Source organism: Spirulina subsalsa PCC 9445 (genome assembly GCF_000314005.1).
GTDB classification, from domain to species: Bacteria; Cyanobacteriota; Cyanobacteriia; order Cyanobacteriales; family Spirulinaceae; genus Spirulina_A; species Spirulina_A subsalsa.
In genome coordinates this window covers 4,666,598-4,690,403 of record NZ_JH980292.1, presented here as the reverse complement: position 1 = coordinate 4,690,403, position 23,806 = coordinate 4,666,598, and the positions used below count along the sequence as shown (strand labels likewise).

21 protein-coding genes and 1 pseudogene are annotated in these 23,806 nt (G+C 47.0%); 11 read left to right on the top strand and 11 right to left on the bottom strand.

The window, feature by feature from the left end; translation table 11 throughout:
* Positions 1–37: 37 nt before the first annotated feature.
* From csx2 to crn3 (SPI9445_RS0121360), 3 genes are all read right to left on the bottom strand, one after another.
* Positions 38–1,252 (bottom strand): TIGR02221 family CRISPR-associated protein, encoded by a 1,215-nt coding sequence (gene csx2 / locus SPI9445_RS0121370; RefSeq protein WP_017306832.1) that lies wholly within the window; start codon positions 1,250–1,252, stop codon positions 38–40.
* Between the two features lie 139 nt (positions 1,253–1,391).
* Complete coding sequence (gene crn3 / locus SPI9445_RS0121365) at positions 1,392–2,330, bottom strand: CRISPR-associated ring nuclease Crn3/Csx3 (protein ID WP_017306831.1); 939 nt, start codon at positions 2,328–2,330, stop codon at positions 1,392–1,394.
* Positions 2,331–2,345: 15 nt separating this feature from the next.
* Positions 2,346–2,687, bottom strand: a complete 342-nt coding sequence (crn3, locus tag SPI9445_RS0121360) for a CRISPR-associated ring nuclease Crn3/Csx3 (RefSeq protein ID WP_017306830.1) — start codon at positions 2,685–2,687, stop codon at positions 2,346–2,348.
* A 106-nt stretch (positions 2,688–2,793) separates the two neighbouring features.
* Here crn3 (SPI9445_RS0121360) and SPI9445_RS32245 point away from each other — a divergent pair.
* Together SPI9445_RS32245 and SPI9445_RS0121350 are read left to right on the top strand one after the other, a co-directional pair.
* A pseudogene (locus tag SPI9445_RS32245) lies at positions 2,794–3,215 on the top strand (Uma2 family endonuclease); the annotation flags it as partial.
* Positions 3,216–3,705: 490 nt separating this feature from the next.
* Entirely contained in the window at positions 3,706–4,680 is a 975-nt protein-coding gene (locus tag SPI9445_RS0121350) for a DMT family transporter (RefSeq protein WP_017306829.1), read from the top strand.
* Positions 4,681–4,736: 56 nt separating this feature from the next.
* Here the strand turns inward: SPI9445_RS0121350 and lexA are convergent, their stop codons facing one another.
* Both lexA and SPI9445_RS0121340 read right to left on the bottom strand, forming a co-directional pair.
* Positions 4,737–5,393, bottom strand: a complete 657-nt coding sequence (gene lexA, locus SPI9445_RS26520) for a transcriptional repressor LexA (RefSeq protein WP_017306828.1) — start codon at positions 5,391–5,393, stop codon at positions 4,737–4,739.
* A gap of 260 nt (positions 5,394–5,653) precedes the next feature.
* Positions 5,654–5,953: a hypothetical protein gene (locus SPI9445_RS0121340; RefSeq protein WP_017306827.1), complete on the bottom strand. Its 300-nt coding sequence runs from the start codon at positions 5,951–5,953 to the stop codon at positions 5,654–5,656.
* A 260-nt stretch (positions 5,954–6,213) separates the two neighbouring features.
* Between SPI9445_RS0121340 and SPI9445_RS0121335 the strand changes: the two genes are divergently transcribed.
* Entirely contained in the window at positions 6,214–7,068 is an 855-nt protein-coding gene (locus SPI9445_RS0121335) for a universal stress protein (protein ID WP_017306826.1), read from the top strand.
* 129 nt (positions 7,069–7,197) lie between these two features.
* Here SPI9445_RS0121335 and SPI9445_RS0121330 read toward each other — a convergent pair whose 3' ends face one another.
* Complete coding sequence (locus SPI9445_RS0121330) at positions 7,198–9,387, bottom strand: Tex family protein (protein WP_017306825.1); 2,190 nt, start codon at positions 9,385–9,387, stop codon at positions 7,198–7,200.
* 112 nt (positions 9,388–9,499) lie between these two features.
* On the opposite strand from SPI9445_RS0121330, the gene SPI9445_RS29450 reads away from it, so the two are divergent.
* On the top strand, positions 9,500–10,021 hold the full coding sequence (locus SPI9445_RS29450) for a response regulator (protein WP_083883575.1): 522 nt from the start codon (positions 9,500–9,502) through the stop codon (positions 10,019–10,021).
* A 642-nt stretch (positions 10,022–10,663) separates the two neighbouring features.
* Complete coding sequence (locus tag SPI9445_RS0121320; protein WP_017306823.1) at positions 10,664–11,038, top strand: response regulator; 375 nt, start codon at positions 10,664–10,666, stop codon at positions 11,036–11,038.
* Positions 11,039–11,082: 44 nt separating this feature from the next.
* Here the strand turns inward: SPI9445_RS0121320 and uvrA are convergent, their stop codons facing one another.
* Positions 11,083–13,962 carry an excinuclease ABC subunit UvrA gene (uvrA, locus tag SPI9445_RS0121315; protein WP_202803827.1) on the bottom strand — a complete coding sequence of 960 codons (2,880 nt, stop codon included), beginning with the start codon at positions 13,960–13,962 and terminating at the stop codon, positions 11,083–11,085.
* A gap of 173 nt (positions 13,963–14,135) precedes the next feature.
* Here uvrA and SPI9445_RS0121305 point away from each other — a divergent pair, with 173 nt between their 5' ends.
* Together SPI9445_RS0121305 and SPI9445_RS0121300 are read left to right on the top strand one after the other, a co-directional pair.
* Positions 14,136–14,987, top strand: a complete 852-nt coding sequence (locus SPI9445_RS0121305) for a formylglycine-generating enzyme family protein (protein WP_017306820.1) — start codon at positions 14,136–14,138, stop codon at positions 14,985–14,987.
* A gap of 74 nt (positions 14,988–15,061) precedes the next feature.
* A complete protein-coding gene (locus tag SPI9445_RS0121300) occupies positions 15,062–16,447 on the top strand; it encodes a hypothetical protein (RefSeq protein ID WP_164674571.1) in 1,386 nt (461 codons plus the stop codon).
* A gap of 102 nt (positions 16,448–16,549) precedes the next feature.
* Here the strand turns inward: SPI9445_RS0121300 and SPI9445_RS0121295 are convergent, their stop codons facing one another.
* Positions 16,550–18,730: a protein kinase domain-containing protein gene (locus tag SPI9445_RS0121295; RefSeq protein ID WP_202803746.1), complete on the bottom strand. Its 2,181-nt coding sequence runs from the start codon at positions 18,728–18,730 to the stop codon at positions 16,550–16,552.
* A 44-nt stretch (positions 18,731–18,774) separates the two neighbouring features.
* Positions 18,775–19,416, bottom strand: coding sequence for a TetR/AcrR family transcriptional regulator (locus tag SPI9445_RS0121290; RefSeq protein WP_017306817.1), 642 nt, complete (start codon positions 19,414–19,416; stop codon positions 18,775–18,777).
* Between the two features lie 149 nt (positions 19,417–19,565).
* Between SPI9445_RS0121290 and fraC the strand changes: the two genes are divergently transcribed.
* Both fraC and SPI9445_RS0121280 read left to right on the top strand, forming a co-directional pair.
* The gene (gene fraC / locus SPI9445_RS0121285; RefSeq protein ID WP_017306816.1) at positions 19,566–20,096 is read left to right on the top strand and encodes a filament integrity protein FraC; all 531 of its coding nucleotides are present in this window, start codon (positions 19,566–19,568) and stop codon (positions 20,094–20,096) included.
* A 20-nt stretch (positions 20,097–20,116) separates the two neighbouring features.
* Positions 20,117–21,061, top strand: coding sequence for a DUF5357 family protein (locus tag SPI9445_RS0121280; RefSeq protein WP_017306815.1), 945 nt, complete (start codon positions 20,117–20,119; stop codon positions 21,059–21,061).
* Positions 21,062–21,131: 70 nt separating this feature from the next.
* Here the strand turns inward: SPI9445_RS0121280 and SPI9445_RS0121275 are convergent, their stop codons facing one another.
* The gene (locus tag SPI9445_RS0121275) at positions 21,132–22,274 is read right to left on the bottom strand and encodes a citrate synthase (protein ID WP_017306814.1); all 1,143 of its coding nucleotides are present in this window, start codon (positions 22,272–22,274) and stop codon (positions 21,132–21,134) included.
* 299 nt (positions 22,275–22,573) lie between these two features.
* The gene (gene sixA, locus SPI9445_RS0121270) at positions 22,574–23,059 is read right to left on the bottom strand and encodes a phosphohistidine phosphatase SixA (protein WP_017306813.1); all 486 of its coding nucleotides are present in this window, start codon (positions 23,057–23,059) and stop codon (positions 22,574–22,576) included.
* A gap of 86 nt (positions 23,060–23,145) precedes the next feature.
* On the opposite strand from sixA, the gene psaX reads away from it, so the two are divergent.
* Both psaX and SPI9445_RS0121260 read left to right on the top strand, forming a co-directional pair.
* Positions 23,146–23,268, top strand: a complete 123-nt coding sequence (gene psaX, locus SPI9445_RS28920) for a photosystem I protein PsaX (RefSeq protein ID WP_017306812.1) — start codon at positions 23,146–23,148, stop codon at positions 23,266–23,268.
* 243 nt (positions 23,269–23,511) lie between these two features.
* The gene (locus tag SPI9445_RS0121260; RefSeq protein ID WP_017306811.1) at positions 23,512–23,706 is read left to right on the top strand and encodes a hypothetical protein; all 195 of its coding nucleotides are present in this window, start codon (positions 23,512–23,514) and stop codon (positions 23,704–23,706) included.
* Positions 23,707–23,806 lie beyond the last annotated feature (100 nt).

Genomic DNA, 23,806 nt, shown 5'->3' with positions numbered 1-23,806 from the left:
TAGAAAAAACATCAGATGCACAATTTATGGTGTAGATTTATACAACAAAGTGAGGAAAAAAAGATGAAAGGTTTTGAATCAACTCTTGAATAATAAAACGCTGTAAGGTATCTGCATTAATTGTAGTATAACGCATCTGAACATGAGCGACATCATTACGATACTCTGTTAATTTTGACCAAAAAGCTGACAGTTGTTGAGCCGAACTTACATGACGAGTAATGGGTTGATCTAAGTTAGGATTACTGCCAATCATTTGACCTAATTGATGAGAGATGACTTCACGCTCATCTTTGTTTCGATAGTCTGTGATTCCTTCGGCCACACACAGAGCAGAGATTAACCATTCTCGTCCTAACAATATTGCTTGTGTTCCTAAATTTTTAGCTACATACCAACGTAAGAGTAGAAACTGTTTTTGCAGTTGCTCTGATGCAGAACTATTGTCAAGTTCTAGTAGAGCAAATTGTCCATAGTCTTGTTGAATTTGACTAAATAATAACTCAAAGGGTTTGGCAAATGCACCAATTTGGTTTTCTAGTTGGTCGAGAGGTAAATTTTGTAATCTGGCTGTTTCTTGAATTAAGTCAATGGGTCGCACTAATTCTAAAGAGCGTGAAATTCCTTGAATTCGATCACCAAAACTTAACAAACGAGTGGGTTTAATGTCGGCTTTTTCTTGTTGACCTGTACGATAAAAATCTCGTTGAATATTTGATAGAAGTTTTCCGAGTTCAACTGATGATCCTGTGTTGATAAATTTATCAGTTGCTGTTAACCAATCTAACAATTTAACGGCAGGAGTTAAGTCAAAAATCGGAGGTTTTTCACGGTTGACCTCGAATGCACCATAGTAAACTCCTTGAATATCTACATTTCTGGCTTTTTGTAAGAAAGCAGCTGCAAGGAAAACAAACAGTGGAATTGAACGAAAGGCATGGGTAATATCAAAGATTACTTGTGAGTTAGGCTCAATGGCATTAACAACTACATCAAAAATTTTCCAAATATCGTCTTCGGATTCTCCCAGTGGAATCAGTGCATCAGTAACTGGAATTGTATTGCCCAATTCTTCTTTAAACTTATCCCAGTGCGTTTCTTTGGATTGAGTAGTTACTAAGACGGTGACATCATCTGGGTGAAAGAATTCACAAATTGCTTTAGCAACGTAGCAAGTTTTGACTTCTTTATCTTGCCAAGTATAGCAAGTTTTATTGTATTTGCCTGTTCCTAAAACGGTCAAAAGCTTCATGATTCTAACTCCTATCTTTAATTGAGATGAGTGAAAACAAAATGTCAATTCAAGCCAAGTTCTTTGATCTAATTATAACATGGGTTTTTCGGAAATATGGAAACTAATGATTAATTATTTCTGAAATTATTCCTTGACTTTAGCCTGAAGTGTTTGGCAATATATTCAGAATAGCTTTGATTAATATATCGGGTGGATTTCTCATTTTATCCCGATCCCAAACACCTGCTACTATTTCTAAATGGGGGTTGGTTTTTAATATTTCTATTTTGTCTTCTAGGACACTGTGAATGATGGCAATAGGGGTTAAGTTTTGACATAAATCTAGCCAGTTTTGAATCTGCTCTGAGTCACGACTGATGATGAGGCAATGGGTGCATTGTTCGATGACGGGTAATTTGACGGGTTCGGGTTTTCCGCCTATGTCTACTAGGACTAAGTTAACGAATTTGCGAATGTTTTGGGTGGCATTGGCTTGATAGTGAAAGTATTGGGCTAATTCTTGTTCTGCGTTGGGTTGTTTGTGGATGGGATATTTATTTTCTTGTTTTAAACGGGCGGCTAAGGCTCGGTCTGGGGTTTCATAGGTATGGTTGCCTTCTCCATCCCAATTGGCGCGATGTAAGTAGAATTCAAGCTCTGGATGTTGCTGTTCTATTGTGCTGCGAATGGTGTTGGATAGGACGCTTTTTCCACTGTTGGGGGGGCCGCCAATGAGGATGGCTGGACTGGGGGGATGAGGGGGGACAATGGGTAAGATTTGGCCGGGTCGCAGGGAGGGGATTCGACTACTGATGATGACGGCTCCTTCTTTGATGTCAAAACAGGCTAACCAGGGCCAATTTAGGAGTTTTTCAATGAGGTAACTATAGAGCCAAGTGGGGGCTTTTCCGTAGAGGATTAAGCCTTGTTTGGGGTCGAGTTGGGGGGGGAGGGTGAGGGTGTTTAGGTGGTGGTATTGGAGGGGGTATTCTCGAATTTTGATCAGTAGGGTTTGATGGGTTTGTTGGGAGGCTCCTGGGAGGGTGGTGAGTTGGAGTTCAATTGGGAAGGGTTGGGGGGTGAGGGGTTGGGTCATGAAGGGGGTTCCTTTTTATTTTTGGAAGGTTGCGTCGGGTAGGTCGATTTTGAAGATTTGGCTGATGTTGATGTCTGGGGTGTGGGTGGCGACGACGATGGCGCCTAGACGGGTGTCGTAACAACCGACCCAAGCGGCGGGATGGCATTCATGGACGAGGTAGCCATAGAGCCAAATGGGGCCTTTTCCTTCGATGACTATGCCTTGGGAGTAGTCGATTTTACGGGGGAGTTCTAGGCCTTGGATGTCGCTGGGGATGATGATTCCGTTGGGGTTGGTGATGTGAATATGGAGGTGTTGGTAGGGGTGCCCACATTGGGTTTTATGGGGGATGAGTTGGAGTTGAATGGCGCTCATTTAGGTTTGTATTTTGATGGTGAAGTTATTATAGCAGGGGGTGGAAGATGGGTTTTCCAGTAGTATAATGGGGGGGTAAGTTGGGAGGGGAAGTGAGTTGAGGGTTATGTCACTGACTTTGGAACAGTTGCAAAGGATGCAATCGTTTTGTCCGGATTATCGGATGGAGTTGATTGGGGGGGAAGTTGTTGTCCTGAGTCCTTCGGGGTATGAGTCGGATGAGGTGGCGGCGGAGTTTGTGCGACAGTTGGGAAATTGGGTGAGGGGGCGGGTTTTTTGTTGCCTAATGGGGATATGCGATCGCCTGATGTCTCCTTTGTGAGTGCAGCGCGTCTCAAACAGAGTCCTCGGACTTTTGCCAATCTTGCTCCTGATTTAATGGTGGAGGTAAAGTCTCCGACGGATTCTTTGGTCAAAACAAGGGCTAAAATTGCCGCATTTTTGGAGGCTGGGACTCAAGTAGGAATCCTGATTAATCCCGACAATCAAACGGTGGAAGTCTATCGCCCGAATGGTTCTGTTGAACGGCTACAAGCGGGGGATAGGTTGCAAGTGAAGGAGTTACTGCCGGGTTGGGAATTGCCCATTGTAGAATTATGGCCTCTGGAATTTGAATAGGGGAACGGGTAACAAATTGTAAAGGTCTGCCCAAAGTCAAGGTAAACCCCTTAAGATCAAGGAAGCATGAGTATATATGCTCAAATACCTAGAGACAAGGTTCTTCGCAACAGTGTTGATGGGGGTGGAATCTCTCATCATGGGAAACCGTAGGAGTGGTTTTGTTGGGGTGTTTTGACACGGTAAACAACAAAACTGATGGATTAGCCGGATAGGGTATCAAGATCACGGGACGACGAATTATTTGTATTGGTAACGTTGGGTTTGAGGTGGTCTTAATATCAGAAGAAACACGGATCTTTCTGCTTCCGAGGGGTGGGGCGGAATTTTGTCAGTCGGGGGTGTCTCATACTGATGCTGGCTTTATTTTCTCGCTGGTGTTTACTTCGCTGCTCTGAATATGGCTCAAACTTTAACCCTTTCTTCCCCCTCCTTTCAATGGCCGAGGATCAGTCCGATGGTGTCGGCGCTGGTGGCGGTGTTTTTGGCGATCGCGACGTTATCCTTTGCTTCGATTTTGATTCGACTCAGTGAACGGGAATTAGGCCCGTTTTCCACGATTTTTAATCGGTTTTGGATGGCGTTTGTCATCCTGGCAATCATTTACACCGTGCAGGGGGTGAAACCGCGTCAGCCTCCAATCATCACGGGATGCGATCGCCTCTTATTAATTATGGCAGGGGTTCTGTTTTGGGGCTGTCTCGGCTTTTGGGCTTGGTCCCTCACCCTGACAGGAGTCGCCAACTCAACGGTACTGCATAATTTGACCCCCCTCTTTACCACCCTCGGCGCTTGGCTGCTTTGGCGTGAATCTTTTGATCGGCGTTTTCTCGTCGGTTTAGGGGTGGCTATGATAGGAGCGATCGCCTTGGGTATCGGAGACTTTGAAATTGGCACAGGACACCTCAACGGGGATCTAGCGGCCTTCTTTTCCGCCATCCTTTCGGCGGCTAACTTGATGTTAATTGAGAAACTGCGCGCCAAATTCCCCGCCCTGATCATCCTCCTCTGGTGTTGTGGGGTGGGGGCGATTCTCTCCTTGCCTGTCGTCTTAGTGACGGAACAACGCCTTTTTCCCATCACCCTAGGGGGATGGCTGTCTGTGGCCGCTTTAGCCCTAGTTTGCCAAGTGATTGGGCAAGGTTTGCAAGCTTACAGCCTCAAACACCTACCCTCCAGCTTAGTGGGGATTTTCCTCCTCTTAGACCCCGTATTTGCCGGACTGATTGCTTGGATGTTGTTTGCCGAGGGTTTAAGCCTGATTAATGCCCTTGCCTTTGGGACGGTGCTACTGGGGATGTATCTGGCTCAATCCAGTCAGTATGGCGATCGCATTTTTCAAAAACCTTGCCTTGCGGGATGTCCTGAGACTTAACCATTGAGAATCGAGAATCGAGAATTGATAATTGATAATTGGGTCTAGGTTAATCCCTAAAGCATCGCGGCCTCAGTTCTGGCCTGCATCTTCACCTGTAACCCAGAATTGCAATCTCGCCATACCCCCACTAACACCCCCTGAATTTGGATGTTCCCCAGATTCACGGTAATCGGGGGATACTTGGCATTAGCCGGCTGTAACGTCACTTTTTCCCCATCCAGATAAAACCGTTTGAGCGTCGTCCCGTAGCCATCCACCCGGGCGGCCACAATTGACCCATTTTTGGGTAACTCATCGGCCAGAGGTTTCTTCATCACCACCAGATCCCCCTCTTGAATCATGTCTTCAATCATGCTGTCTCCCGTTACCCGTAGCGCAAAACAATTCGATTGACGGAACATGAACGCCAAATCTAACTGTTCTTCCATATCCGTGAAGGGTTCCACCAAGCCCCCAGCCGCGATCGCCCCTAAAATAGACAAACCCTGATTTTGGGGGGGGTAGAGAATGCGAATCGTCCGCGCCTTTCCCTCCGTCCAATCAATATAACCCTTGGAACGCAGCCGTTCCAAACGACTTTGCACCGGAGCCGGCGATCGCAAATTCATAGCCCGCATCATCTGACGAATAGAAGGCGCGTGTTGAGCATTGTGAATATATTCCACCAACCACTCATACAGTTCTCGTTGCGGTTTTGTCAAAGGTTCCATAATTTCTCGTTAAATCATAGTACATTGAAAGAAATAGGGAGAGCATTTTTTAGATCAACTGCTCTCTCTACTATTTTAGAACTCTAGTACTAAAAAGAAAATACCCTAGCCAAAATTTTGTCAACTGCCCCACCCACAAGGGGATGAGGCGTGCAACTAATAGTAAATTGACGGCTGCCTGTTCCACCGTCCCTCTTTGGGTAGTCGAAAGAAGGGAGTCGTTGACAAATCCCCCAAGATTGCTCTCAGCCCCCTAGTCCTTAGTGTCCCATTCCTTCATAACGCAAAAAATCAATCTGAGGAATCAGAGGATCTCGCACCAAGCCCACCCCCTGAAACCCCCAACGGTCAAGCAATCCCCGCACTTGAGGTTTCCCCACGCACTCCACCGCGAAGTGACTCGCTATATCCTGCCCGTGAGCATTCAAATAACTTAACGCTTCGTAATGCTCGTGAAATAAAAGTAAATACCCCGTCCGCTCTATTTCACCATGAGGACGCGCTACCAAATACTGGCCATTTTGTAAAGAGCGAATCAGATAATGAGTCTCAGATAACATGATCAAAACAAAAACAGTGCATTCCCAGAACAAACACGATTTCGTGAACCCTTATTGAACCCAGACTTTCAGGACGTAAAGCCCCAAAATCCTCGAAATCTTTAGGGGTGTTTATGCTAACATAAACTTAAAAAATGACATAAATCTATAACTTTAGTCACATTTCGTTAAGTTTCTTCGTCAACATTTACCGTATTCTAGATTAAAGAGAGAGGGATAAAACCTACAAACTTTGTAGCCGATACAAAAGGATTGTTGCAATGATTAAAAAGATTTTATTAGCAGATTCCGGCACGGGAAATTCTAAAGAAATGTTGCAGTCCTTGCTGGACTTGCCGAGTCTTGGGGGTGCCAATGTCACGGTTTTAACCATTGTCCCCCCCCAAGCGTCCGAGGATGCCATGAGCAGCAAAATGGCAGAAGCGGATGAGGTACTGGCTAAAGCCGTAGACACCCTGAATTTAAATCCTGAGCAAATCAGTACCCTGAAACGTCAAGGGGAACCCAAAGATACAGTTCTGAAAGTGGCCGAGGAAGTAGAAGCTGACTTGATTATTATGGGTTCCCGAGGCTTAAAACGCCTTGTAGCCATTTTGGAAAACTCCGTCAGTCAATATGTTTTTCAACTGGCCAAACGTCCCATGCTATTGGTGCGCGATGATCTCTATGTGCGTAAATTAAAGCGGGTCATGGTCGCCTTAGATAAATCAGAAACCTCTCAAAGTAGTTTAGATTTGGCCACCTTTTTGTTAAATGGTGCCACAGGCGTTGAACTGATTTTGGCACGGGTTAACCCAGATTTAGACCCCAAATTATTACCCCTTTCTAAAGCAGAAATCGAAAACAACCCCATTATTGCCGCCGCCATTGCTAAAGTCAAACGCTTTGGTATTCCCTACAGTGCTGTTGTTTTAGCCGGGAAACCCGGTGAGCAACTTTGCCAATTAGTAGACGAAAAAAATGTAGATTTATTCTTATTGGGATCTCCCGATCGTCGTCCCTCTGTGGCCAAAGCATTACCTGATTTAGATCGATTATTAGGGACTTCTCTTTCAGATTATGTAAGGGTAAATGCCAATTGTCCTGTGTTGTTAACTCGAAAAAATGAAGGTTAACCCCTGAGTTTTCTGTGTACTCCGACTAGGGGTAATTCCTAAATTACCCCTACCGTATGGGTTGAATGCCAAAAAATCAAGACCGAAAAAATAAGCAGCTATCCTCAAAAATCGATAAAAGCCTAAAGATTATCGAGGATTAACTGCTTTCATTGAGAGGCTAATTCGCTTCAACTTCTGATCTACTTCTAACACCTTTACCCGGACGACCTGCCCAACCTTAACAAGAGTTTTAGGATCACTAACAAAATGATCGGCCATTTGGGAAATATGTACCAAACCATCTTGATGCACCCCAATATCTACAAACGCGCCAAAATTGACTACATTGGTGATCACCCCTTCTAATTCCATCCCGGTTTCAAGATCACTAATTTCCTGAATTCCCTCTTTAAAGGTGGCGTATTGAAACTGATCTCGGGGATCTCGTCCCGGTTTTTCTAGTTCCTTGAGGATATCTTGCAAGGTCGGGAGTCCAATCTCTGGGGTAACATAGCGTTGGAGATCCAGACGGTGCAGTTGGGAAGTCCCTTGACTGATATTCTCTAGGGGTAACTGGAGATCCTTCGCTATCTGCTGCACAATACCATAACTTTCTGGATGAACGGCTGTATTATCGAGGGGGTTTTCTCCATTGCGAATGCGCAAAAACCCCGCGCATAACTCAAAGGCCTTGGGGCCGAGTTTAGACACCTTCAGGAGTTGCTGACGGTTCTGGAATGCGCCGTTTTGATTGCGGTAGGTGATGATATTTTGGGCAATGGTGGGAGTTAAACCGGAAACAAAGGTCAGGAGTTGTTTAGAAGCCGTGTTAAGATCGACCCCCACATAGTTGACACAGCTTTCGATGGTTTCCTCTAGCTTTTGTTTGAGCAGTTTCTGGTCTACATCGTGTTGATATTGTCCCACGCCAATGGATTTGGGGTCGATTTTCACTAACTCAGCCAGTGGATCCTGTAAACGACGACCAATGCTAATGGCACCCCGCACCGTAATATCGAGATCGGGGAATTCCTCAATGGCCACAGGACTGGCGGAATAGACCGAAGCGCCAGACTCATTGACCATAACTTTAATGGGTTTTTGGGGCAATGTTGCCAAGACTTCCCCCACAAAAGCATCGGTTTCTCGGGAAGCGGTGCCGTTACCAATGGCAATTAATTCAATTTGATACTGGGTAATCAATCGTTGTAGGGTTTTAGCGGCCGTTTGACGCTTCTGCTCCCCCGTATGAGGAAATATCGCCTGATACTCCACAAACTGCCCAGTTTGGTCTAAAACAGCCACTTTACAGCCTGTGCGAAAACCGGGATCAATGCCGAGGGTGGGTTTCATCCCGGCCGGAGGAGCCAGCAGGAGATGGCGTAAATTGGCCTCAAAGGTTTTGATAGATTCTCGGTCGGCAAAACTCTTGTACTGTCCCCGGACTTCTGTGAGGAGAGAAGTCCGCATGAGACGTTTAAAGGCATCTTTTAACATCCCCTGATAGAATTGCCGGAGTTCTGGGTGTCGGGTGTGGATTTCCTGTTCTTCGAGGTAGTCCTGAACAAAGGCCTCATCATAGTCGATGTCAAGACTTAAAATGCCTTCGGTTTCTCCCCGGAGTAGGGCAAGAATGTTATGAGGGGCGGTTTTGTTTAAGGGACTGCGATAGTCCCGATACATTTCAAATTTGGTGGTTCCGGGGGGATAGTCTTTTTTGATTTTGGCGACAAATACCCCCTTTTGGCTGAGATAGTCGCGCAAATAGGCGCGATAGTCTGATTGTTCCGCGACTCCCTCGGCTAAGATATCGGCGGCGCCTTGTAAGGCATCTTCGGGCTGTTCGATGCCTTGTTCTGGATTGAGATAGTCTTGGGCGGCGGATAATAATTGAACGGGGGGAGATGGGGGGGTATTTTGGCTTTGTAGCCATTGAGCGAGGGGGGCGAGGCCTTTTTCTCGGGCGAGGGTGGCGCGGGTGCGGCGTTTGGGTTTATAGGGTAAGTAGAGGTCTTCGAGTTCGTTTTTTTGGCTACAGGTGAGGATTTTGGCCTGAAGTTCTGGGGTGAGTTGGTCTTGAGAGGCGATCGCGTCTAAAATCGTCTGTTTCCGCTTCTCCAATTCCGTCAAGTAATGGAAGCGCTCCCCCAACTCCCGCAATTGGATTTCATCGAGGCCCCCCGTGCGTTCCTTACGATAACGAGCAATAAAGGGAATCGTTGCCCCCTCTTGCAGTAAATCTAACGCCGATTTGACTTGAGACACCCCCAACGATAATTCCTCGGCGATTCTTGTTTCTAGACGCGGCGTGAACGTCTCGGTCGGATTAAAACTCATTCTCCCTCCTACTCTTTCCTCAAACCCATTGTCTACCCTGATGAACAGTCCTCTTGTCCCATTCACAGTTTTTTCACAAATTGCTTGTACAGTACAACCAACACTATAACTGTTGACCAATCGTCCTCAAGCTCGTCCTGTATCTTGTCCTGTCCTATACCCCACTTCTTTAACTATGCCTGTCATGAGCATTTACTCCGCTCAAGAAGTGACTTCCTCTGGTTTGTCTTGTCAAATCAACCCCTCCGGTCATTTTTCTTGCCATCCCTCCCACATAACACAAGTTCTGCTAATCACAACTGACCCGGATCAACTTCTAATCCACCAAATGGCCTTAGAAATGACCACCTCTTGGACAGTTTTAACGGCAAATGCTTCCTCCGAGGCCGTAGAACTCGCCCAAAGTGCTAAACCGGATGTCATTCTCTGGGATTTTGAACGGATACCCTCCTCCATTGATCTCCTGACATCGTTGCAACAAAATGCGGAGACAAGATCAATCCCTATTATCATCCTACTCGAACGAGTCCGCTTATTCGATCAACATTATTTTGCCTCCCTTGGAGTGGCCGGGATTATTGGCAAACCCTTGGATGTGGCTAACTTAAATCAGTGTATTGAAAATTTGCTTTGAGGTTAACTGATACTATCTCTCTTCTGTCACTCTGGAAGATTTTAACGAATCTTCGCCATCACAGCCAAGGCGAGAATCAGAGTTTGAACCGGATCTGATCGAGGAGGGATAGTGGGAGTTCTCGGCTTGAGGTTCAGCCATCCTTCCCTACAATTGCTATAGTGGTTTAGTTGAGATACTCTCCCAGGAATCCTAACGGGTATGCTGAGAGATTCTTGTTGCGGGTTCAGCGACATCACGTACTATGTAGGGCTTGCTGAATAACTGGGCTAGGGAACAGGGAACGGGAAGGAACAGGGGGAATCGGAAAAAGGCAAGCCTTTTTGATGATTTATCCCTAAAACCTTGCAGTTTCTCGCTCTTAAAACGGCTAAAAGTCCTCGTAACACTGCTTAGAGAGATATTCAGCAGACCCTATGTAGGGCTTGCTGAATAAGTCCGAGAGTTGGGTAATCGGGAGTTGATTAGTATTCCCCATTCCCGCTCTCCTGCTCCCCTGCTGAGTCTAGCGTCTGGTGTTATTCAGTAGGCCCTATGTAAAAGCAGAAAAGCCTCATAGTGATATGGGGAGGCCTGCGCTGTACCGCTTGCGGTTAGCGTCGGGAAGAAGTCACGCAAACTGTTGAATGGGGCATTGGTGTAATGGGCAACCGGAAAATATTGATTATTGACGACGAAGAAGATATTAGAGAAGTGGCGAAACTTAGTCTAGAAATTGGTCAAGGCTGGGAAGTAGTCGCGGCCTCGTCAGGATCTGAGGCTTTAGCGTTGTGTCAAAAAGAACAACCGGATGCCATTCTTTTGGATGTGATGATGCCAGAAATGGATGGTCCAACAACGTGGCATAAATTACAGGAAGATCCCCTAACGGCTCAAATTCCGGTGATTTTCCTCACGGCTAAGGTACAAGCGGCCGAACAGCGTTATTATGCCCAGTTGGGAGTGAATGCCGTTTTAACGAAACCGTTTGATCCCGTAACGTTGGGGGATTTTATTGCTAAAGTTTTGAATTGGTAAGTTGAGGTTTGGTTCTGGCGAGTCTTTGAAGGAAGAATCCCCATCTATCGCAAAATCTGCTTGAGATAAACCCCCGTATGAGAATGGGAGTGTTCCGCAACGGTTTCCGGGGTGCCAACGGCCACAATTTCACCGCCGCGATCGCCTCCTTCTGGCCCTAAGTCTATAATCCAATCGGCACACCGGATCACGTCTAAATTATGTTCAATCACTAACACCGAATTCCCCTTATCCACAAGGCGCTGTAACACATTGAGTAAATGGTGGACATCATAAAAGGATAGCCCAGTGGTGGGTTCATCAATCAGGTATAAGGTTTTCCCCGTCGCCCGTCGGGACAATTCCGAGGCCAGTTTGACCCGTTGCGCTTCTCCCCCGGAAAGAGTGGGGGCGGGTTGACCCAGTTTAATATAACCTAACCCCACATCCACTAAGGTCTGGAGACGGGGGGCGGCTTTGGGGATGCTCTCAAACACCCCTAACGCCTCTTCTACGGTCATGTTCAGCACATCGGCAATGGAAAAGCCCTTATATTTCACTTGCAGGGTTTCCCGGTTATAACGCGCCCCTTTGCATACTTCACACTGCACATAGACATCAGGCAAAAAGTTCATTTCAATCACGTTCACCCCTTGGCCGGAACAGGCTTCACAGCGTCCTCCTTTGACGTTGAAAGAAAAACGACCTTGTTTATACCCCCGCGCTTTGGCCTCGATGGTTTCGGCGAAAATCGCCCGAATCACATCAAAAACCCCGGTATAGGTGGCTGGATTGGAACGGGGGGTGCGTCCGATGGGGGATTGATCTATCACAATCACTTTATCAATGGCGTTTAGACCTTTGATCTCGCCTAAGTCTGGGGGAAAGGGGGTTTTTTTGGTTAGATGGTGTTGTAGAGCAGGATAGAGGAGTTCATTAATCAGGGTGGACTTGCCAGAACCGGAAACCCCTGTGACACAGACTAATTTTCCCAGGGGAATTTCTACGGTAATGTGTTTGAGGTTATTCCGGGAACAGTCTTGGAGGATTAGGGAGCGCCCGTTTCCCTTCCGTCGTTCTGGGGGAGTGGCGATCGCCCTTCGACCGGACAAATAGGCTCCCGTTAGCGAGGCTTCGGTATTTAACAGGGTTTCTAAATCCCCCTGACAGACAATTTCTCCCCCGTGAACTCCCGCTTGCGGGCCAATATCTACCAAATAATCGGCCGCCCGGATGGTGTCCTCGTCATGTTCTACCACAATTAAGGTATTGCCCAAATCCCGCAATTTTTGCAGGGTCAGGAGTAAGCGCCCGTTATCCCGTTGGTGGAGCCCAATACTGGGTTCATCTAATACATACAACACCCCGGTTAAACCCGCCCCAATTTGGGTCGCCAGACGAATCCGTTGGGCTTCTCCCCCGGATAAGGTCATGGCCGCCCGGTCTAGGGTCAGGTAATCTAAGCCCACATCTAAGAGGAATTGGAGACGGGCTTTAATTTCCTTGAGGGCGAGTTCCCCGATTAGGGCCTGTCGGGGGGTCAAATCCATCTGATTCACCCGTTCTAGGGCATCCCGCACCGACACACTGGTTAACTCGTCGATGTGATATTTTCCTAAACGGACGGCTAAGGATTCGGGTTTTAGGCGCTTGCCGTGACAGACTTCGCAGGTTTGAAAGACAATGTACTGCTCTAGTTTTTGTTTGTAGGTTTCCGAGTTGGTTTCTTCATAGTTGCGCTCCAACATGGCGAGAATGCCGGGAAACTTGCGATAATAGCCTTTTCCTTGGTAGGTGTCGGCTTGGATTAAGATGGGGTCTTCACAGCCATAGAACAGGATCTGCTCTTGTTCAGGGGTGAGTTTTTCCCAAGGGGTTTGGATGGTAAAGTCGAAGGTTTCCCCCAAACTGAAGAGTATGGAGAGATAGTAGGCATTATCTTTATCGGACCAAGGGGCGATCGCACTATATAAGGGCTGACTGGGGTCAGGAATGACTAAATCCGGCGAGAAGGTGCGTAAACTGCCGATACCGTGACAATGGGGACAAGCACCATAGGGGGAGTTAAAGGAGAACAAACGGGGAGACAGTTCATCCATCACGGCCCCATGTTCAGGACAGGCAAAGTTTTCACTAAAAATCAACTCTTTGGGGGGGATTTCCTCGCTTTCGTCGGGTTGAATGGCAATAATGGCCGTGCCTTCGGAGCGTTTTAAACAGGTGCTGAGGGAGTCTACTAAACGTTCCTCAATGCCCGGTTTTGTGATTAACCGATCAATCACAATTTCGATATCGTGGCTGTGGTTTTTGTTCAGGTCAATGGCATCACTCAATTCTCGCACTTCCCCGTTAATCCGCACCCGCACAAACCCTTCCGAACTTAACCCCGAGAGTAGTTTTTTGTGGGTGCCTTTTTTCCCTCGTACCACAGGGGCGAGAATTTGAAACTTGGTGCGTTCCGGGAGTTCCATAATGCGATCGCACATTTCATCAATACTCTGGGGGGCAATATTCCGATCGCAGTGGGGACAGTGAGGTTCTCCCGCCCGCCCAAATAATAAGCGCAAATAGTCATAAATTTCCGTCACCGTCCCCACCGTTGAGCGAGGATTATGGGAGGTTGATTTTTGGTCAATGGAGATGGCCGGACTTAACCCCTCAATGGCATCCACATCCGGTTTATCCAACTGTCCCAAAAACTGCCGCGCATAGGCACTGAGGGATTCCACATAACGCCGTTGTCCCTCCGCGAAAATGGTATCAAACGCCAAGGACGATTTCCCCGATCCGGACACCCCTGTAAACACAATCAAGCGATCGCGGGGTAAATCCAGATCCACATTCTTCAGATTATGTTGTCTGGCCCCCCGGATACAGATTAAATTGCGTTCTCGTAGATTAGAGGATTTCCCCTTGCTATCAGGTAAGTTATCGGACAGGTTCATCGTGTGGGACATGAGGAAAAATGTAACAATCCGTTTACAATTGTATCTTGATGAGGGATTTTCTTCCCAGCAATGATGAAGGAGGGCTTACTGGTGGGGGGAGCAGGGGGGAGGGGGAGTTGATAATGATTGCCTATTCCCGATTCCCTGTGTTGATGCCGCCAATTTGAACGATGAATGACTCAGAAAAGAGCATCCAAGAGCAAAAGTTACAGCCCCAAGGCTACAGAGAAACCGTCGGGGGATTAGACTTAGCCATGATAGTTATTCGGGCTGGAGAATTTATGATGGGATCTCCTGAAGACGAACCCGAGCGACACAGCAGCGAAGGCCCCCAACATCGGGTCATCCTACCCGAATTTTTCATCAGTCAAACCCTCATTACCCAACAACAATGGCGCATTGTCGCCCAACTGCCCCCAGTAGTGCATTCCCTTGATGTGGCCCCCTCTCAATTCAAAGGTCAAAACCACCCCGTAGAACAAGTGAGTTGGGAAGACTGTCTAGAATTCTGTCTGCGCTTAAATCAAGCCACGGGTCAATTCTACCGTCTTCCCAGTGAGGCGGAATGGGAATATGCCTGTCGTGCCGGAACCACCACACCCTACTCCTTTGGGTTGACTCTCTCCCCCCAAGTCGCTAACTGTCGCCACTATGACCGGGAAAATCTGGGGAAAACGGGGCGCAAAACAAGCCCCGTCGGTCACTTCAACGCGCCCAATGCTTGGGGCCTTGATGATATGCACGGCAATGTATGGGAGTGGTGTTTAGATGATTGGCATGACCATTATCAAGGTGCGCCCAAGGATGGAAGAGCATGGCTCAATCATCACTCTAAAGCTCAATATCACAGCACTGGATTAAGACAATTATTAGAACAAAACCGATCCCCTAAAAAGCTTCTACGCGGCGGTTCTTGGCTTAATCTACCGGAGTTCTGTCGTTCAGCTTGTCGTGATAGTTGTCCCCCTCACCTTAAGTACGACTACATCGGTTTCCGTGTCGTCGCCTCCAACAGAATGTGATGTTTGGAGAATTTTCAGCCTTCAGGCAGGAGAGTATGTCAAAATTAGGACAAATTGGAGGGAATCAAAATGTTATGCCTGCCCCAGAGCGTCCTTATCAAAGTCGTCTGTTTAATTTTATTAATCAACAACGGATTGTTTGGCGCGATCGCCTTGATCAAACAGCGCGCTCAGTCAAACTAGCCGCCGTTTGGGGCTTACAGGTCTTAGTTTATCCCTTCTATTTACTCACCCAACTAGGGCGCGGTGTGGGCTTTGCCTTCGCCCAAAAAGTAGCCAATGCTCCCAGTTTGCCCCCCCTCGGCAGCAATCCCCCCCCCGACACTAATCAACCTCTAGGCAATCTGTTATTCATCGCCCAGTCCTGTTTATTAGCAGACCCAGAACAGGGGGAAATGCCCGCCCTTCAGGGGTTGGCTTGTACCTTGGAGGAACAAGCCCTTGTTTTAGTCACACCAGAAAATCAAATCCTAGATATCCTCACCCCCCCACAACAGCAACAGCTTCAACAGCATATTCTCTGGGAAATGGCCGATTATGCCTATCAACAGTATCTGCAACGGGTGGAACGTCAACGGTTTTTAATTCCCCACACCCTAACCGATAATCCCCAAGTATTCCCCCTCCTGCGACGCTTTTGGCAGTTCATGCGCTGGATGCAAAAAAGCCCTGTCGCGGTGACAACCAATGTTTTTGGGGAGGCACATCTCGTTCCCATTGAAGTGGTTTCCGAGCAGATGATGTCATCCCTACAGCCGATTCGCCCCAATCCCCTCCCCTTACCCTTACCCACCCTGCCATTAGGAGACATCCTAGAACCTCTCCAACCGGATCATCCGGGATTGCTCAGTCGTTTGGATGCCAAAATTGCCCTCTGGGAGGTCAAACAGGATCAATGGAGTGATAAAGTCGCCCAAGCTTGGGAACAAATCCATCGCCGAGAAACCATCGAAACCGGGGAGTTAGAACCTTGGGAGATTATCGTTTTAATTCAGGGTGCGATCGCCTACTTTTTCGGCCCCAAACCCTTAAAACCTAACACCGATCTCCCCCCCACTCGTTCCGTTGTAGCCACCCCTTGGTTAACCTGGGAAGACCTATATCAAGGCCCAATAGAACCCGAAACCTTTGTTCCTCAGCGTCCCCAGTTGGAAGATCCCCTAGAATTAGGAGAAATGTCAGCCCCCGCCCCCCGCCAGTTCCCCCGCCCCCCCTGGTTCCCCTCCCGTCTCAAAAAGCCCCTCCCCCCAAAATCCTCCTCCTCCGTACATCTGGCAAGATCAGGCCATTCCGGCAACTCACCAGAGTATCAACCCGATTGGATTGAAACAGAAGTCACTCCCATTGGCTATGTTCAACACCCCTTAGAGCGCCTCCTTCATTTTTTCGATGCCATCATGTTGGCCATTGAGGAATTATTGCTGGACTTCTGGCAATTTTTAAACCGCAAATTATTTTAAAACTGCCACCGTTGAAGCTCTCCCCACCTGCGAGGGCGTGAGGTGGTGCCGTTGACTGCTAACTTTAGGTCTAACGGGTCAAGGTTGCCTCTTGCCTATTCCCTATTCCCGATTAATAGTCCAGACCATAATCTGGGAAGATTCGCTTCCCGTGCCGATATATCGTTCATCTCGACTGAGTGCAAAATCATTAATCGGTGCATTATGTCCACTTAAAACCCGCTTGACTTCCCCTGTTGATAAATCCCACAAGCGAATTGTTTGATCGGCGCTACTACTAATTAAAGTTTGACCATCTTGGGTGATGGCTAAACGATTGACATAATTGGCATGACCATCTAGGGTATATTGTTCCTCTCCTGTGGCAAAATTCCACACTTTAATGCTTTTGTCTGCGCTAGCTGTAGCCACTAATTTACCATCAGGACTAATCACTACATCATTGACAAAACTGGTATGTCCACTTAAAGTTTTTTGCAATTCCCCTGTGGTAATGTTCCAAATTTTCACGGTTCGATCGGCGCTGGCACTGGCGACAAATTGCCCATCAGGACTGAGGGTTAAGCGATTAACAAAACTGGCGTGTCCGACGAGATTATGTAATAATTCCCCCGTGGCAATGTCCCAAATTTTCAAGGTTCGGTCTGCACTAGCACTGATTAATTGAGTCCCGTCAGAACTGATCAACATATCATTAATAAAACTGGTATGTCCGGTCAGAGTGTGCAGGTTTTCCCCGGTTTCTACGCCCCAAATCCGTAAGGTTCGGTCGGTGCCAATACTGACTAAAATTTGCTGGTCTTGGGACAGAATTACATGGTTGACAAAACTGGCATGACCTGTTAGGTTATGACGAACTTCTCCGGTATTTAAATCCCAAATTCTAATCGTGCGGTCAGAACTAGCACTGATGACAAATTGACCATCATCACTGAGGACTACATCGCGGACGGCGCTGGTGTGTCCGGTGAGGGTTTTTAAGAGTTCTCCTCTGTTGAGATCCCACACTTTCAGGGTTTGATCTTCGCTGGCACTGACGAGAATTTGATTGTTGTGACTAATGGCGATCGCATTGACTAAACTCTGATGACCTTGGAAGCTTTTAGCTGTGGCCACTTCCTGCACAACTTCGGGGGGGGAACTCTCCAAGGTTAGGTAATGATAACCCTCCCAAATTCCATACCCCCCTAGTAGTGTTAAACCAATTAATCCTAGCCCCCACCAAATCTTAGGAATTTTCCGAGGAGGTTTGTATTCCGGGAGGGTGGGACTGTCGGGAGAAAATTGGATCTTAGTTGCAGGTAAACGGAGCGTTGTGGCCGTTGTCGCGGGATCTGCAAGATGTTTTTTAATCTCGCGTAAAGTATCTAAAATTTCTTGGGTATCTTTAGGACGATCAATGGCGCGATGTGCCATTAAATGGTCAATAAAATTAGCGAACTGGGGGGAAATATCCGAGGCTTTTTCTCGCCAACAAAACTCATCGGTAAAGGGGTTGTAAATATCAGTGTCGGTCAGTTTTCGTCCGGTGAGTAGGTAAACAAATGTCCGCCCGAGGGCATAAAAATCTGATTGGGGTACTGCGTGGCCTTTTTCCTGTTCTGGGGGGGTATATCCGGCGGAACTAATGCGGGTAATATTGCCGGAACTGCCAATCTGGGCTAAGTAAGTGTAGGTCATCTCCCGCGCTGTGCCGAAGTCAATTAAGACTAACTGTCCGGTGGAGCGCAGCATAATATTTTGTAGTTTGATGTCCCGGTGAAAGTAGTTTTTTTGGTGGACGAGGTGGAGGATTTGGGCAATTTGTTCTAACCAAGCGATCGCCTGTTGTTCACTAATGAGCAAATGACCCTGCTGTAACATCCAATCATAAAGGGTCGGTCCGTCGATCTTCTCCATAACAAAACAGTGGATCGGTTCTGACGAATTTTTGGGGAAAAACTGAAAATAACCCGGTGGATCAATTTGGGGAATCCCCGGATGATCCAGTTGACCTAAAACCGCCGCTTCTTGTTTAAACAATTCAACGGCCTTTTTGCTCTCGTTGTGGCGTGTTTGTAGCGTTTTTAATATCTTACGGGTTGTACCATCTTCCACCTCATAAATAACCGCAAACCCGCTATTGGTACTCAGAAGACTGATCACACGATAACGTCCCAACAAGACCAGGGATGAGCCACAATGAGGACAAACCACTTGATCCGTCAGGGTGGAGTCTTGAGGATGAGGACAGGACGGGTTGATACAATAACTCATGGAGAGTCGCAAAACAGGGTTAAACAAAATCTAACACTTGTTGTGCGACCAACAACCGGAGATCCCAAATTTCACGGAGATTCTCCCTTGTCGGGTTGTAACACTCCATTAAGAAAGATGTCCGCAATGCCTTCCGCCATTTCCTTCATAGCTTTAGGGGAGGCTTGAGGCTCCCCAATCGTTGCTTTAGAAAATCCGGCAATGGTGAACATTCCTAAGAAGACTTGAGCCACTACCCGGGGATTCATACGGCGGTAAATTCCCCGCTCCATGGCGGTTTCAAAAAAGGCCTCGGCGACATCCGTCATTTTTTCGATTACTTCCGTTTGAATGCGATCGCGCAAATCCGGATGAAACTGAGCCTCAAAAAAACACACCCGCATCAAATCGCTATTCTCATTCATCCGCAACATCCGCCGTCGCATCACTTGCGCCACAGCCTTATAACTCCCCATTTCGCTCAATTCCGTCAGCAAATCCGTGAGAATATCCACCCACCCCTGAGTAGCCACCTCCACTAAAATCGCTTTCTTATTGGTGAAATGGCGGAATAAGGTTCCCTCGGCTACATGAGCCGCCGCCGCTAAATCCCTCGTCGTTGTGCCATCATAGCCCTGTTGGGCAAACAAATGAAGAGCCGCCTGTAAAATACGAGTGCGCGTACTTTCTTCCGTAGGCTGCTCTAAAACAGGTCGCTGGTGAAATACTCGCATGGGTCTGACTTGAATTAGGCTTACTTTACACCGTAACCTTATTTGACCCGAAATATGAGCAATTGCTGCAAAAGCTTCATAAAATTTCTCGATCTCCCCCTAGTCTGTTCCGCCTTCCCCCCTCTCTTAGATCTCCCCTGTCACGAACGATGGCCTACTTGATCCCCTTCCCCCTAATTCTGCTTCAAAGTCTCACGTTATTGATTAGCATTGCCATTGAAGCGATGATCTATCAAAATAAATTAAATCTTAATCATAAACGGAGTGTTGAGTTTTCTGTTTCCGTTAATTTGTTATCCGCCATTTTCCTCTGGATTTCTTTTTCCATCTTTCTTTCTGTTGCCCCTGACCCGGTAAAAATGCAGTTAATGAGTTATGTACTCTTTAGTAATTTCTATCAATTAAGCTCTTTTCAAGCTAATTTGAGCTTTTTTGTTATGTTTTTATTCTTCTTTGTTCTGGTCTGCGTTATTGAATTTAAAGGACTCGATATTTTACAAGCATTACTGTTAAGTTCTCAAGACAGTTCGGAGGAAGAACAACTGTTAGTGAATCGAATTAACAAAGCTCTTTTGAAAACGGATGTTAGTAAGGCTTCAGTCATTGTCTTAGCTAATATTTGTAGTAATAGCGTTATTTTATTGGTTGTGTTGTTCAAAATTTTGCCGACCTATGATTAAAAATTTATGATTAAAACTTTATGATTAAAACTTTACAAAATTTATGGCAAAACATTTTACCAATTCAAGCCTATTCTTGGCAATGTTTTCTTTGGATTAGTTTTTTTTCTCTCGTGATGTCGGCTTTGCTGAGTCCCACTCTTCGCTTTATTTTACTACTATTTGCCGCTATTTTTTTTACAATTAGTATAACATGGCTTTGCATTAAAAACCATGTTCCCTTAACTCCTTGGATTGCCAGTGCATTAATCTGTTTTCACCTATTTTTGTTGATAAAAATTCCCCTAGAGACTCTCCTGTTGTTGTGGTTGCCCTTAGCGGGGACTATTGCCGCTTATCCCTGTTTTTTTGATAAATTCTGTCATTTCCATTCCCCGACTATTATAGAACGGCAAAGATTAGTGATTTTGCTCGGAATTCAACTGCTCGGCAGTTGTCTTTTTCAAGTCAATGTTTTGATGCAAAATTGGTTAGAACAATATCCCAGTCTGTTAGTGGATGATTTTAGCCGCAGTGTCTTTGTGGTGAAATGGCAACTCACCCCAAGGATTGACCCTCAAGGGTTGTTATTGTTGGACACAATGGGGGAGTTGTTAGGGAGAACGTTGGAGGAGAGAAACTGGACGGATGCTGGGGAGTGGTTGCGGGGGGCTGTACATCCCACCCAAAGCAAGGAAGAGCGGGATTCTTTGGGGGCATTACGGCAGGAGGCGATCGCAGAATTAGAAAACCGCCTCAAACCCTTAGCCGAATACCCACTCTGGAAAATTACCATTCAAGTGTCGGAGCAGCCCAATCTTTATCTTGTCACTTTACAAGCCCATTGGACTGGACCGCGCTCTAATCGCAGTCAGGAACAAGATCCCTATTTAGGTGCAATGAATTGTCGGGTAGAACCTTCCATCCAAGGAGTGATTACCCGTTGTCAAAGAGCGCGCCGGGCTGGCTACACTCTCGATAACTAGAACTGGAGGGAGGAGAGAAGAGAAAAGAGGAGTTAGCGACCTGTAACAGACAGTGCGCTAGTTTGGGAGATTATCCCCGATCATGAAAGGGTAAGTAGGGACGACTATGCTCCCCGACGTAAACCTGAGTGGGTCGGAAAATGCGGTTTTCCGAGATTTGTTCGCGCCAGTGAGCTAACCATCCGGCGACCCGAGCAATGGCGAAAATGGGCGTATAGAGATCCGTCGGAATTCCTAATTTGCGGTACACCAAACCGGAATAGAAATCTACGTTGGCATAGATGCCTTTATGGCCTAATTTCTCTTCTACGACTTTTTCTAGCTCTAAAGCAATATCATAGAAGCGGTCGTGACCCATTTGTTCAAACAAACGTTCTGCTAACCCTTGAAGAATGGTTGCCCGGGGATCCTTGACCTTATAAACTCGGTGGCCAAAGCCCATAATTTTTTTCTTGTTGGCAATACAATCTTCAATGTAAGGCCGCACATTTTCCACGGAGCCAATGGCTTCTAACATATCGATGACTTCTTCATTGGCACCGCCATGAAGGGGACCCGCTAGAGTACCCACGGCGGATGCAATCACCCCGTAAGGGTCAGTCAGGGTGGAAGATGTCACCATAGCGGAGAAAGTAGACGCATTCATGGTGTGTTCTGCATGGAGAATTAAACACACATCGAACACTCGGGCCGCCACAGGCTCAGGAATGCGTTCGGTGAGCATATACAAAAAGTTGGTGGAATAGTCCAAATCATCTCGCGGCTGGATGGGATCATTCCCTTTGCGCATACTCTTAAAGGCAGCAACCATGGTCGGGATTTTGGCAATTAAACGCACTACAGCTTCCCGAATGTAGTGACTGTCATTTAAAGCCCGACGGGAATAGAATAAGCCCAAAGCGGCGGCGGATGTTTGCAGTGCATCCATCGGATGTCCGGTTTCGGGGAAACATTTCATCATGTCCCGAATGCGGTATTTAATCCGACGGTGAAAGCGGATCTCGTTTTCAAAGGCGGCTAGTTCTTCTTTGGTGGGCAGAACTCCCCAAATCAGGAGATAGGTCGTTTCGAGAAAGGTGCTTTTTTGGGCGAGTTCTTCAATGGGAATCCCACGATATTCCAGAACACCCTTTTGTCCATCAACATAGCTGATGGCAGATTCGGCAACTGGGATATTCTCTAGGCCAGGAATATATTCGCAAACTGCTGTCATGTCTCTTCTCGTAGCTAGAGGGAAATATCTGTCCTCTCTTGTCATGGGCCTTCTTAAACAAGGCTCAACTCGATCTGGAAGATATGACGTTAACTTACAGCAAAAGTTTGAAGAGTCTCGATTTTTACGGAATAGCTTAGGATTTTGCTGGGAGGGGTGGGGAAGGGCTGATTAAGAACAGAAGTAAGAGGGTGTAAGGTTGCGTTACACCTTAAGAATAGGTTAATAGGGTAAAGTTTGGGCTAAATTTATCTGGTTTTACCGTTTTTAGGTCGAATTGGCTGAGGGGTATCCAAAAACTATAAAAACCATTTGGGGGGGATCAAGCCAAATAGTTCACCTTGACCGAGGGGGGATCCAGGGCTGGAAAGATGAACGCCTATTATACCTGCTTTTTTAACAATCAGTTTTTCGTGATGGCTTCCCCAGATGATCTGTTCGGCCCAGTTGCCTAAATCGGGCTGATGCCCAACGAGGGCGATCGCCTGATAATGAGAATTGACACTATACCAGTTCACCCACAGGTTAATATCGCCTTCGGGAGCGAGGGGCGCAAATTCTTGGACTTGTTGACCTAAACCCTCTTGTTGTAACAGTTCGGCCGTTTGTTTGGCTCGCAGAAGGGGGCTAGTTAAGATGAGATCAACCTGTATTCCCACAGATCGAATCCGTTGGGCGACTTTACGGGTTTTTTTGATGCCGAGGTCTGTTAAGGGGCGTTCCTGATCAGTCCGGTAGAGGGTGCGATCGCCTGCAATCCCATGACGAATGAAATAAATATCCATCAAAAGAGGTTAAAAAGCGGGTTAATTATGATAGATTTTGGTTACTTCTTAATATAACGTCAACATTAAAATACGGAGCAAAACTCATGACAGATCGTCCCGTTCCCAATGGCAAACCCCCCTACACCTTCCGTGTTCTCTGGGCTGGTCTTCTCCTCGGAGTCAATATTCTGGTGGCTGCAATTTATGCAGGAATCCTAGATATCTAGGGCTTGCTGAATAACTCTACTCTGGGTGGGGAACAGGGAACGGGGAACAGGAAACAGGGGGAATCGGAAAAAGGCAAGCCTTTTTGATGATTTATCCCTAAAACCTTGCACTTTCTCGCTCCCAATCGAAAGCCCTACTAACAGTGATTAGATGGATATTCAGCAGACCCTATCTAGTCTCAGAGCGCATTGGTTAAACTTGGGGAGTAGACTTAGCTTCCACTCCTCAGTTTCCCCCCCCCTATGAACAGTCCCTTAATCTTTATCCTCAAAGTCTTGGCTCTATCGGGTGCAATTTCCCTCCTCATCAAGTATCTTGCCCCCCTCTGGCCGATTCCTGCGAATACCCTCGATGCGTTAATTGCGATCGCCTTCCCCCCCCTCCTACTGGCTGTCTTCCTCTTAATTAGGGAACGGGGAATAGGGAATGGGGAATAGGGAATAGGGAATAAGTCTTAATTCCCCTCTCCCCTGCCCCCCCTCTCCCCCTCTCCCCTGCTCCCCCTCTCCCCCTCTCTCACGCTCTCCCGACTCCCTA

Excerpts from the sequence above, each read along its gene's own strand:
- psaX (WP_017306812.1), top strand. The coding sequence starts at position 23,146 with ATGACAGATCGTCCCGTTCCCAATGGCAAACCCCCCTACACCTTCCGT.
- SPI9445_RS0121350 (WP_017306829.1), top strand. The coding sequence starts at position 3,706 with ATGGCTCAAACTTTAACCCTTTCTTCCCCCTCCTTTCAATGGCCGAGG.
- SPI9445_RS0121305 (WP_017306820.1), top strand. The coding sequence starts at position 14,136 with ATGAATGACTCAGAAAAGAGCATCCAAGAGCAAAAGTTACAGCCCCAA.
- crn3 (WP_017306831.1), bottom strand. The coding sequence starts at position 2,330 with ATGACCCAACCCCTCACCCCCCAACCCTTCCCAATTGAACTCCAACTC.
- SPI9445_RS0121340 (WP_017306827.1), bottom strand. The coding sequence starts at position 5,953 with ATGTTATCTGAGACTCATTATCTGATTCGCTCTTTACAAAATGGCCAG.
- SPI9445_RS0121320 (WP_017306823.1), top strand. The coding sequence starts at position 10,664 with ATGGGCAACCGGAAAATATTGATTATTGACGACGAAGAAGATATTAGA.
- SPI9445_RS0121290 (WP_017306817.1), bottom strand. The coding sequence starts at position 19,416 with ATGCGAGTATTTCACCAGCGACCTGTTTTAGAGCAGCCTACGGAAGAA.
- SPI9445_RS0121335 (WP_017306826.1), top strand. The coding sequence starts at position 6,214 with ATGATTAAAAAGATTTTATTAGCAGATTCCGGCACGGGAAATTCTAAA.
- SPI9445_RS0121260 (WP_017306811.1), top strand. The coding sequence starts at position 23,512 with ATGAACAGTCCCTTAATCTTTATCCTCAAAGTCTTGGCTCTATCGGGT.
- SPI9445_RS0121280 (WP_017306815.1), top strand. The coding sequence starts at position 20,117 with ATGATTAAAACTTTACAAAATTTATGGCAAAACATTTTACCAATTCAA.
- fraC (WP_017306816.1), top strand. The coding sequence starts at position 19,566 with ATGGCCTACTTGATCCCCTTCCCCCTAATTCTGCTTCAAAGTCTCACG.
- uvrA (WP_202803827.1), bottom strand. The coding sequence starts at position 13,962 with ATGAACCTGTCCGATAACTTACCTGATAGCAAGGGGAAATCCTCTAAT.
- lexA (WP_017306828.1), bottom strand. The coding sequence starts at position 5,393 with ATGGAACCTTTGACAAAACCGCAACGAGAACTGTATGAGTGGTTGGTG.
- SPI9445_RS0121330 (WP_017306825.1), bottom strand. The coding sequence starts at position 9,387 with ATGAGTTTTAATCCGACCGAGACGTTCACGCCGCGTCTAGAAACAAGA.
- sixA (WP_017306813.1), bottom strand. The coding sequence starts at position 23,059 with ATGGATATTTATTTCATTCGTCATGGGATTGCAGGCGATCGCACCCTC.
- SPI9445_RS0121300 (WP_164674571.1), top strand. The coding sequence starts at position 15,062 with ATGCCTGCCCCAGAGCGTCCTTATCAAAGTCGTCTGTTTAATTTTATT.
- csx2 (WP_017306832.1), bottom strand. The coding sequence starts at position 1,252 with ATGAAGCTTTTGACCGTTTTAGGAACAGGCAAATACAATAAAACTTGC.
- SPI9445_RS0121275 (WP_017306814.1), bottom strand. The coding sequence starts at position 22,274 with ATGACAGCAGTTTGCGAATATATTCCTGGCCTAGAGAATATCCCAGTT.
- crn3 (WP_017306830.1), bottom strand. The coding sequence starts at position 2,687 with ATGAGCGCCATTCAACTCCAACTCATCCCCCATAAAACCCAATGTGGG.